This window comes from Methylobacterium sp. J-088, assembly GCF_022829295.1.
Taxonomy (GTDB): domain Bacteria; phylum Pseudomonadota; class Alphaproteobacteria; order Rhizobiales; family Beijerinckiaceae; genus Methylobacterium.
In genome coordinates this window covers 41,311-51,395 of the sequence record NZ_JAKSYH010000229.1, presented here as the reverse complement: position 1 = coordinate 51,395, position 10,085 = coordinate 41,311, and the positions used below count along the sequence as shown (strand labels likewise).

The window sequence follows — 10,085 nt, the reverse complement described above, 5'->3', positions numbered from 1 at the left end:
TCAATGCTTGCCGGTGATCTTGTCGGCGAGGGACTTGGCGCCGTCCTTGACGTCGCCGGCGGTCTTCTGCGCCTCGCCCTTCAGCTCCTGCACCTTGCCCTCGGCCACCAGCTTGTCGTTGCCGGTCACCTGGCCGGCCGCCTGCTTGACGTTGCCGACGGCCTCGTTGGCCAGACCCTTCAGCTTGTCGGTCGTGCTGCTCATCGCGTGATCTCCTGCTGGACGTGGAGGCCGGGCGTCCCGGCCGGGATGGAGACCCCCGCCGGCGGCGGGGGCCCGTGAACAAAGCTGGTTGAGCGGCTCAGACCCGCCGGGTCTCGTAGGCGCCGAGCAGCGTCGCCGGCTTCGGGGCGCCCAGGCGGCCGCCGAGGAACGCCGCCAGCGCGCCCCAGGATCAGCGCGATCGCCGCGTAGAACGCACCCTGCGTCGCCGCCGACTTCGCCGTCACGGCCGCGGCCTCGGCCTTCTGCTTGGCCGTGGTGACCGCCTGCTCGTACTGCTTCTGGTAGTCGTCGATCTGCGCCTTGGCCTGATCCGGCGCGATGCCCTGCGCCTTGGCCAGCGCGTCCGCGGCGCGGGCCTTGGCCTGCTCCTTCTGGGCCGGATCACCGGTCAGCACCGCCTTCACCGCGGCCACCGCCGCGTCCTTGGCGGCCTGCGGGTCCTGGCCGGCGGACTGCTGGCGGACCTTCTGCTCGATCCCGTCGAACGGGTTGGAGATCTTCGACAACGAGGGGGCAGCCGCCTGCGCGGCGGTCTGGATCGTGCCGCCGACGAGGTTGCTCGCGCCGCCCAGCGCGCTCGACACGGTGCCGAGGGTTCCGCTGACGATGCCGCTCGCGGCGGAGGTCAGCAGGTACAGCACCACCAGGGTGGTCACCGCCCAGGAGACCAGCCCGTGCAGGGCGGCCGCCCCCGGCAGGGGCTTGCCGGACAGGCGGCCGGCGATCAGGCCGCCGGCCAGCGAGGCGACGATACCGGAGGCGACGAACCAGATGCCCGCGCCCATCGAGACCGTCGAGGCGGACGGGTTGTCGGCGGCGGTGGTGCCGACGGAGGCCAAGCCGACCCCGACGCCGACGAGGTTGACGATGACCTGGGTCACCAGGGCGGTCACGGCGCCGGCGAAGATGGCGCCCCACGAGACCTCGTTGAGCAGCACGGTGCGCGTATCGGCGTGTGCCGCTCCGGTCGCGAGGGGGGTGGTGGTCGTCTGGATGGTCACGTTTTCACTCCGGGTAGTGGTTCGTTCGTAGCCGAGAGGCTGTGGTGGCTCAGTCGCGGTTCGCGTTGACGAGCAGGGCAAGGCCGAAACCGACGGCGCCGGCGATCAGCAGCGAGGCCAGCGGGTACTCGGCGACCTGGCCGCTCACTCCGCCGTTGCCATGGCGCAGGGCGCGGGAGCCACGCTCGTAGGCGTCCTCGGCGTAGTCGGAGGCGTTGTCCGCCGCGCGGCGCACGGAGCGCTGCGCCCGGTCGAAATGGTCCTCGGCCGCACCCTGGGCGTGGCGGGCCCGGTCCTCGATGTCGTCGGCGCCGACGAGGCCGCCCACGGTCTCGCGGAGGCGTCCGCCGAGGTCACGGGCGGTGTCGGCGACCTGCCCGGCCGCGTCGCGCACGGTGTCCTTAGCCTGGCCGTAAAGGTTCTCGGCCTTGCCGCTCGCCTCGCGGGCCCGGCCCTCGGCCGAGTCCCGCTGCGAGCCGGTCAGGTCGCCCACCGCGCCCTGCACCTTACCGCCGAGTTCCTTCGCGGCGCCCGTGATCCGGTCCGTGTCGACCATGTCGTTCTCCTGTCTCTTGGTGTCTCGAAAGGATGGCCCGATCGGACCATCCCGCGGGAATGTCAGCCGCGCTCCGGCCCGGTGGGCTTGGATCGACCGGCCTTGGGGGTGTCGGCGTCCTTCTTCTGACGCCGGCCCTCGGCCTCGACCCGGGGATCGCCGGTGAGCTTGCCGAGGGCTTCCTTGACCGAACCCTTGAGGTGTTCGGCGGAAGTGGAATTCTTGTCTTCGGCCACGGTCATTCCGTATCGTTCGAGAAAACCCTGCACCGAAGCTGAGATGATCAGCTTGCCTCTATCTTCAATGGTCATTCTATACTAGTAAATAGTTATTTTGTTCCCGATACATGCGAGGGAAATCCATTTTCACGCCCCCAAACGACGGCCTCACTGCGTTTGTGGACGCCGATCTTGCGATAGAGCGCAGCGCCGTGATTGCGCACCGTGTTGCGCGACAGGTCGAGCTTGCGCGCGATGGCCGCGTCATCGAAACCGGCGCAGATCAGGTTCAGGATCTGCCGCTCACGGGCCGTCAGGTTGATGGTGGCCGCGTCGGAGGTCCCTATGTTCGGCCTGCGCAGGTTGGCGAGCTTCTCGATCAGCCCACGGCTGAACCAGGAGGTGTCGGCCATCACCGTTTCGATCGCGTCGAACAGCTCGCGCTCGGTGTGCTTGCGGTCGGTGATGTCCTGCATCACCAGCAGCGCGAACGCGTCGTGGTCGATCTCGATGCGCTCCGCCGAGACGAGGCAATCGAGGCTCGCCCCGCTCCCGTGGCGGAGGCAGACCTCCGCACCGAGGAGATAGCCCGTTCGCTCCAGGGCCGCCTCGAAGTCGGTCCGTTGCCGGTCACTCAGCCACAGCCCAGCCTCGTCCAGGCTGCGACCGACGATGTCGTCCTGACCCAGGCCGAACACGCGGGTGAAGGCTTCGTTGACCCCCGTGACCCGGAACCCGTCGGCCCGCGCCAGCACGGTGGGGACGGGTGTGAGGCGGAACGCCTTTGCGAAGCGCGCCTCGCTCTGGCGCAGCGCGATCTCCGCCTTCCGCCGCAATTCGAGGTCGGCGAATGTGAAGAGCATGCAGGGCTCGTCCCCCATCTCGATCGGCTGGCCCGCCACGATCACGAAGCGGCTGCCCCCGTCTGGCAAGCGCAGGCAGGCTTCCATCTGCGGGATGGTGGCGCCTTCCTTCAGGTGCGTGATGGCGAGGTCGCGGTTACGCGCCTCCGCCAGCACGTCCACCTCGTAGGCGGTCCGGCCGATCACGGCATCGCGGGTGAAGCCGGTCATCTCAAGGAAGCCGGTATTCACCTTGACGTGGCGCAGATCCGACAGGCGCGTGATGACCGCTGGGGCCGGATTGGCATTGAAGGTCGTCTCGAACCGCTCCTCGGCCTCGAACTGATCGGTGACGTCCTTCAGGATCAGTGCGAGACAGCTCGGTTTGCCCTCGCGGTCCGTGGCCACGAGGCTGCGCAGGGAATGGACGAAATCCTGTTCGGGCCGGTCGGCGCGCCGGACCTCGACGACGACGTCGTGGAACCGCTCGCCCGCCACGACCCGCTCGATCGGGTACTGGTTCGGGGTGACGTGGTTGCGGTAGCGCAGGCGGAATCGCTCACGGTACGCGTCGACCGTCGGTCCGAGTTCGTCCAGGCTGCCGGCGCCATGCATCGCGAGCGCGGCCTCGTTGGCGTAGGCGATCGTCTGGTCGGGTTCGACCAGGATCACGCCTTCGCTGAGGCCGGCGATGATCTGCCGGAGTTCGTGCCTGTCGACGCCCGCCGTCACGACCCGCATCGTCCTTTTCTATCGCCTCTGCCCGATCGGCAGCGACGCAAGAACAGATTGCGCGCAAGCTGGTTCCAAAATTTATGTTAAGATCCTGGTATACGCGTATCATTGAACTCGGGACCGGCGACCAAAGATTGATGCTCGACGAAGCCCATGTGACCGGCAAACGGTCCTGGGCGCCGACATCCAAGCGATGGTGAGTTCAATCGCGTGACCCATGTTGCCGAAGAATTCCGCGTGCCCGCCGCTCACGGAGCGGTGATCTCGATCGCGAGCGGCAGGCTCGGACGAGAACTACGGGATTATTACCCAGAAGTTGAATCCCTCGATGACGGATCGCCTCTGTCCGAGGCACTGCTGCGCCTGTCCGAGGCGCTGGATGCGGCCGAAGCGCGATCGGGAAACAGCTTCGCGGCCGACCTGATCGCCGTCTTGCCCGACCTGCGTCGCTACGCGCTGTCGCTGAGCCGCAACGCCACCGAGAGCGACGACCTCGTCCAGTACACATTGCTCAAGGCCTGGGAGCACCGCGCCAGCTTCAGCCCCGGAACCCGTCTGAAAGCGTGGCTCTTCACGATCCTGCGCAACGGCCATCTCAACAGCCGGATGAAGCATCGCCGCGAAGTGCCGGACCCGGAGGGCACGTACGCGGCCGGTCTGTCGAGCCTGGCCGATCAGGAGCACCGTCTCGACGTGCGGGATGTCCAAGAGGCGCTCGACCGCCTGGAGCCCGCCCAGCGCGAGGCGCTTCTGCTCGTCGCGATCGAGGACCTCTCCTACGAGGCCGCCGCCGAGCGAATCGGCTGCCCGGCCGGAACGGTGAAGAGCCGGGTCAGTCGCGCGCGGAACAGGCTCGCCGTCGAGCTCGGAGAAGCCTGAGCGACGCAGCCGGACGCAACGCCGGCACGCGCATCACCAGACGAGACGGACGATCCCCACACACCACGAAACGGAGGCGCCTCCATGAGAAGTCGTTACCGTCTCGCAGGCATCCTGCTCGCAGCCTCTCCGGCCCTGGCGCAGTCGCCCGAGGCGGTCACGGGGATAGCGGGCACCCGGAACGACAACCTGAAGGCGAGGTCCGTTGCTCAAGCGCCCGGGACGCCGCAGCTGTCGCGCAAGGACGGCCGCAAGCGCGATTCCGTGATCGATACCGGCACGGATCAATGCCGGGCCGTCCCCGATTCCGTCGACCTCGGCTTGGACCCGACCGACACGGAGTCGGCGGCCGTGGGAACGGGTCCCTCGCCGCATCCGTACCGGCGCCGGTCCCGAGGACCATCACAAAAGTCAAAGATGACCTGAACCTCAGAGACGCTTCCAAAGGAGAACGACCATGGGCCATGACCTGAAACGCCGTACCGCCGCCGAGTTCTTCGGAACCTTCTGGCTCACCTTCGGCGGCTGCGGCGCTGCGGTGCTCTCGGCCGCCTTCCCGGAACTCGGCATCGGTTTCGCCGGCGTCGCCCTGGCCTTCGGGTTGACGGTGCTCAGCATGGCCTATGCGGTCGGTCACATCTCCGGCGGGCACTTCAATCCTGCCGTCACCCTGGGCCTCTGGGCTTCGGGCCGCTGCGCCAACAAGCACGTGGTGCCCTACATCCTCGCCCAACTCATCGGTGCCGTCGTTGCGGCGGGCGCGCTGTATCTGATCGCTTCGGGCAAGGCGGGCTGGGTCCCCAAGGGCTTCGCCTCGAACGGCTACGGCGACCTCAGCCCCGGCAAGTACGGGCTCGCGGCCTGCCTCGTAACGGAGGTGCTGATGACCTTCTTCTTCCTGATGATCATCATTGGCTCGACCTCGAAGGGTGCGGCGAGCGGCTTTGCCGGCATCCCGATCGGCTTTGCTCTCGTGCTGATCCACCTCGTCTCGATCCCGGTGACCAATACCTCAGTGAACCCCGCCCGCTCGACCGGCGTCGCGCTGTTCGCCGGCAGTGAGTACGTGGCGCAGCTCTGGCTGTTCTGGCTCGCGCCTATTGCGGGGGCCATGATCGCGGGTGCCCTGGCCTGGTGGCTCTACGAGGACACCAAGATCGTCGACACCGTCGTGGTCGAGCGGCGCGCCGCCTGAGAGCAGAGTTCGAGATAGTAGGAAGGCCGGGCGCAGGCATGATTTCGGATGCGCCCGGCCCGTCGTTGGTCCGCTTCCGGACTGGTGCCCGATCCAAGCCGCGGACGGCCCCGATTCGTGCCAGATACGGATGCCGGCGATGATGAAAGCCGGCGCCTTTCAGGCCAGCGCGTATTGGAAACGGGTCCTGGAACAGGCAGAGTCGGCCTTGGCGCGGACGAGATCGAAACGGGCCCCCTCCCCTCTCTGTCATCCACGGCTCAGTCCGGAATGATGGGAGGGATGGCGCCCACGATGACCTTCGATCTCCACGGCACACCGCAGGCCGAGAATCCTCGCGCTGTACGGTCCATTCGTGTTGATGAAACTCACGATGCTGGGTCACGACCTCGAAGCGTCGCGCGCCGTGGGCACATCCGCGTCCACGGATGAGCTGTCTGCGCGTCTGCAGGCATACGCCGCCGCCATGAACCAGCAGGAACGACGGCGCGCCTTCGCCGAGGCCGCTGGCCCCTCCCCGACGCAGGCCGGCGGCCGATCCTTGCTCTGAGGAGGCGCGGCCATACCGGATCGAGTCTCACGACGACATGACGAAAGCCCCGGCCGCTTGTGAGCGACCGGGGCCGGCGTTCAGACGGTCCTTCGCCTGTTATGGGCAGGGATGACGGAAGCCGTCATAGCCGAGATAGGTGCCTGAGGCCGGGTCGTAGGAGGCATAGCGCGACGCGCAGTAGGCCGAACCGCGCACAACCACCGGACGGGCGTAGACGACCGGCGCGGGAGTCTCGTAGACCGCCACGGGCCGCGCTGCGCTATTCGCCGCCGCCGAACCGATCACGGTGCCGGCCGCAAAGCCGAGAAGGCCTGCGCCGACCGCGGCGCCGACACCCGGGCCTCGGCGGTAGCCATAGCCACCGCGCCATCCACCAAATCCGCCGCGGTGCCAGCCGCCGCGGTGCCAGCCGCCGTAGCCGGGGCGGAACTGGGAGTAGGACACCGGAAGGGTGCCGGCCTCCAGCGCATCCATGGCCTTGCCGGCATGGGCTGTCTCGGCTGCCTGGGCAGCGGGAGCAGCGAGGCTGGCCAGAACGGCCAGCGCGGCGACGCCGATCTTTATCCTCATCGAATGGCTCTCCATCGTTTGGGCGCAGATGCCTGTGTCGGCAGCCACATGAACGCTACGAACAATAGAGAGCCGTCACCGTTCCTGGGTCGGCGATACGTTTTGGTTTCCAATGTGTGTCTAGATCGGATAGAGCTCTGGCGTCCCGTACTATCCCGGCCGTTCCATCCGGCTCCAATACCCCATCAATCTGCACAAAGACATGGACTCGGTCGTTCTCAACCCAGGGCCTTTACGGCCGCCGACGATTCAGCCTTACCGGTATGGCTGAACTGCCAGCCAGGACTGTCCCAGTACGCTCCCCCTTCGTACGGACCCGGGTTGGTTCGATGTGGGGAATAGCGCCGCCGCATCGCAGTCTGCCGCACACGCGAGGCACCCTCAGCCTCGTACGCCGGTCGATCAGGCCGGCCCATGCTATCCCCCCGGCGCGACGGTGTTTACCGGCTCCGACACGCGTCGAGCCCCGCAAACGGCCGGATGAACTGCATTGCAAGTGCGTCCGGTTCCGGCAGCGTCGGGCCCGGCACCTCCGCGCCGTCGTTCAAGCAACATTCATTTCGGAAAGGAAGACGGCAGCCGGTCGATGTCCTTCCGAATGACAGCCTAAACCAATCGAAAGCATGTGAAGTCATAAAAATATGCCCAGACCCCTCTTCATAACGGAACGTGAGCACTTACATCGCAGTCGCGGCGATGATGCCGCCGAGGAATGATCACAATGATGAAGCGTGTCGCCATGGCCGCTGTTGCGGCGAGTGCCCTTCTGGCCGCCGGTCAGGCTGCCGAGGCGAAGGGTTGCATCAAGGGTGCCATCGTCGGCGGCATCGCCGGACACTATGCCGGGCATGGTGTGCTCGGCGCCGTGGGTGGGTGCGCCGCCGGTCGTGCCCTCGCCAAACGTCAGGCCGAGCGTCGGCAGGTCGCACCCCCCGTCAACACGGGCAGTGCAGTCCGCCCCGGCCGGGGCGCCGGCGGTTACGTCAGCTACTGACGCAACGGTGGCGCCGCGCGGATGCCTGCGCCACCTCCGCCACCGAGGGACGGCGTCCCGGGTGCTGGGGTCAGGGATGTCGTGATCAGGGGACTCGGCGGCGCGTCGGCCGGCCACGCGCGGCCCGGCCTTCGGGCAAACGGCCACATGGCGGGCGGCTCAAGGCGCCCGATCTACCGGTCTCCCTTCAGCATCGCGCCCCACGGTTCGCATGGCCCACATCCTCGTCATCGGTGCCAGCCAGGGCATAGGCTTGGAGACCGTGAAGGCGGCCCTGAGCGCAGGGCATCGCGTCCGGGCCTTTGCCCGCTCCGCGAACAGGATGGAGCAATCGGCCCCGAACCTGGAGCGCTTTCCCGGGGACGCCTTGAACCGGCACGACGTCGAGGTGGCACTCGATGGCGTCGACGTGGTGGTCCAGGCGCTCGGCGTCCCCGCGCGGGACCTGCTCGGGTCGGTCCGGCTGTTCTCGGATGCGACCGGCATCCTCGTGCCCGCCATGGAGAAGGCCGGTGTCCGGCGACTGCTCGCGGTCACCGGTTTCGGCGCTGGCGACAGCCGCGACGCGATCAGCCCGTTGCAGCGCCTGCCCTTCCGGCTGGTCTTCGGACGCGCCTACGACGACAAGGACGCCCAGGAGATGCGCATCCGCCGCAGCACACTGGACTGGACCCTGGTCCGACCCGGGGTGCTGACAGGCGGACAGGCGACCGGGCGGTACCGTGTCCTCGAAGACCCTGCGTCGTGGCGAAACGGGCTGATTGCGCGGGCCGACGTCGCGCATTTTATCGTCGAACACGTCGAGGATGCGCGCCAAATCGGCAAGGCCGTCGTTCTGATCGAGCGGGCCCTCCCCTTCTGAGGCCGGTCGGTCGCGGCGATCCCGTTATCGGCCAGGGCGGCATCACAAACCCCAGGGCGAGTGCCGGGCCGCGTAGAGCCCGTGGGAGGCTTTTGCCAAGGCATCCGGACGGCTGAGGCCGACCTTGCGGGGGCGCGGCTGTACGCCTAATATGACCATAGTGGTCATGGAGCCGTCTCATGCAGGAAATCCAGCTTCGCGACGCCAAGGCTACGCTCTCGGCGGTGATCGATCAGGCCAAGCAGGGCGAACCGTCGATCATCACGCGCCATGGCCGGCCCGAGGCCGTGCTGCTGAGCTTCGCGGAGTGGCAGCGGCTGTCGCAGGTCCCGTCCTTCGGCAGGCTCCTCATGGCGGCGCCCATCACGGACGACGACCTCCCCTCCGCTTCCGGTAGGTTGAGAAGCGCCGAGTTGTGACGCCGTGTATCTGGTCGATACCAACGTCCTGTCGGCCGGCGCGCCGACCAAGGCCGTTCCTGCTGTCGAACTGATCGACTGGATGGACCGCAACAGCGCCGACCTCCACCTGTCCGTGGTGACCATCGCGGAGATCGAGGATGGCATCGCGAAAAGTCGCAGGGATGGTGCTGCGCGGAAGGCAGAGCGGCTCTCAGAGTGGCTTGAGGTCGTCCTGCATCTGTATGCGGCTAAGGTTCTGCCCGTCGACATTCCAGTCGCTCGGCATATCGGGAGGCTGTCCGACGTGGCGCGCGGACACGGGCACGCGCCGGGCTTTGCCGATCTTGCGATCGCCGCCACGGCTCAGTGTCATGGTTGGACGGTCCTCACCCGGAATGTCCGGCACTTCACGCCGCTCGGCGTCGCTGCGCATGATCCCTTCGACACCGTGCCGCCGGACGTGCGCTCCGCGAGTTCTCCAACGCGCCAGCCATGATCGGCGGTCGCGCAGCAATCGATTTCGACAAGACGCGCATCAGCTGCCGCTGATGGTCGTTCCGCCGGAGGGGCTCGCCGCCCGGATCCCGCAAGATTCGATCGACGCTCCAAGATGGACGGCTCCGGTGAAGGCGTAATCGTCCGCCGGCATCGTTCTGCCTATCAGCACCCTGATCCTGAACGTTATCCGGCGACAGTCATGCGCGCCTGATGGTGCATCTGAAGTGACTATCCCGCCCCTCTTACCGCAGGACGGCAGTCGTTTATTTGGTTCGCATCGCCGTTGCCTCCGCGCCTGCATCCGTCTCCACATCGAATTGACCGGATCGGAGCAAAAAACCTGCCGCTCCTCCACGGGTATCAGCATCAGGTTGGCCGCAGTTCGCAGTTGCGCCGACCGCCCTCCCCGCTTTTGCGCCGCATCGGCACGTATGGGGATGGACTTGGCTTGCGTCGCCGTCTCGGCGGCGCTCGATCGTGCGGGCATGACGCCGGTCCGCGAAGGTTGCGGCCAGTCACCCACCAGAGCCCCCTCCCCGTGCGATTGGATTCGCGC

11 protein-coding genes and 1 pseudogene are annotated in these 10,085 nt (G+C 67.2%); 6 read left to right on the top strand and 6 right to left on the bottom strand.

From position 1 onward, the window contains the following. The 5 genes and pseudogenes from MKK63_RS25035 to MKK63_RS25015 form a co-directional block, all read right to left on the bottom strand. Entirely contained in the window at window positions 1–204 is a 204-nt protein-coding gene (locus MKK63_RS25035) for a CsbD family protein (RefSeq protein ID WP_244006485.1), read from the bottom strand. Between the two features lie 97 nt (window positions 205–301). Beyond that, window positions 302–1,226, bottom strand: a pseudogene (locus MKK63_RS25030) (PhnA-like protein). A gap of 49 nt (window positions 1,227–1,275) precedes the next feature. After that, a complete protein-coding gene (locus MKK63_RS25025) occupies window positions 1,276–1,782 on the bottom strand; it encodes a CsbD family protein (RefSeq protein WP_244006483.1) in 507 nt (168 codons plus the stop codon). Window positions 1,783–1,844: 62 nt separating this feature from the next. Beyond that, window positions 1,845–2,024 (bottom strand): CsbD family protein, encoded by a 180-nt coding sequence (locus MKK63_RS25020; protein ID WP_244006481.1) that lies wholly within the window; start codon window positions 2,022–2,024, stop codon window positions 1,845–1,847. Between the two features lie 86 nt (window positions 2,025–2,110). Next, complete coding sequence (locus MKK63_RS25015; RefSeq protein WP_244006489.1) at window positions 2,111–3,574, bottom strand: helix-turn-helix transcriptional regulator; 1,464 nt, start codon at window positions 3,572–3,574, stop codon at window positions 2,111–2,113. A 240-nt stretch (window positions 3,575–3,814) separates the two neighbouring features. Between MKK63_RS25015 and MKK63_RS25010 the strand changes: the two genes are divergently transcribed. Together MKK63_RS25010 and aqpZ are read left to right on the top strand one after the other, a co-directional pair. Next, the gene (locus MKK63_RS25010) at window positions 3,815–4,456 is read left to right on the top strand and encodes a sigma-70 family RNA polymerase sigma factor (RefSeq protein WP_244006479.1); all 642 of its coding nucleotides are present in this window, start codon (window positions 3,815–3,817) and stop codon (window positions 4,454–4,456) included. 457 nt (window positions 4,457–4,913) lie between these two features. Further along, window positions 4,914–5,651 (top strand): aquaporin Z, encoded by a 738-nt coding sequence (gene aqpZ / locus MKK63_RS25005; protein ID WP_244006477.1) that lies wholly within the window; start codon window positions 4,914–4,916, stop codon window positions 5,649–5,651. Window positions 5,652–6,300: 649 nt separating this feature from the next. Here aqpZ and MKK63_RS25000 read toward each other — a convergent pair. Then, window positions 6,301–6,774, bottom strand: a complete 474-nt coding sequence (locus MKK63_RS25000) for a BA14K family protein (protein WP_244006475.1) — start codon at window positions 6,772–6,774, stop codon at window positions 6,301–6,303. 721 nt (window positions 6,775–7,495) lie between these two features. Here MKK63_RS25000 and MKK63_RS24995 point away from each other — a divergent pair. The 4 genes from MKK63_RS24995 (at window position 7,496) to MKK63_RS24980 (ending at window position 9,527) form a co-directional block, all read left to right on the top strand. Continuing rightward, a complete protein-coding gene (locus MKK63_RS24995) occupies window positions 7,496–7,768 on the top strand; it encodes a hypothetical protein (RefSeq protein ID WP_409564559.1) in 273 nt (90 codons plus the stop codon). 211 nt (window positions 7,769–7,979) lie between these two features. Then, the gene (locus MKK63_RS24990) at window positions 7,980–8,630 is read left to right on the top strand and encodes an NAD(P)-dependent oxidoreductase (protein ID WP_244006473.1); all 651 of its coding nucleotides are present in this window, start codon (window positions 7,980–7,982) and stop codon (window positions 8,628–8,630) included. A gap of 179 nt (window positions 8,631–8,809) precedes the next feature. Beyond that, entirely contained in the window at window positions 8,810–9,049 is a 240-nt protein-coding gene (locus tag MKK63_RS24985) for a type II toxin-antitoxin system Phd/YefM family antitoxin (protein ID WP_244006471.1), read from the top strand. Between the two features lie 4 nt (window positions 9,050–9,053). Next, window positions 9,054–9,527, top strand: coding sequence for a type II toxin-antitoxin system VapC family toxin (locus MKK63_RS24980; RefSeq protein ID WP_244006470.1), 474 nt, complete (start codon window positions 9,054–9,056; stop codon window positions 9,525–9,527). Window positions 9,528–10,085 lie beyond the last annotated feature (558 nt).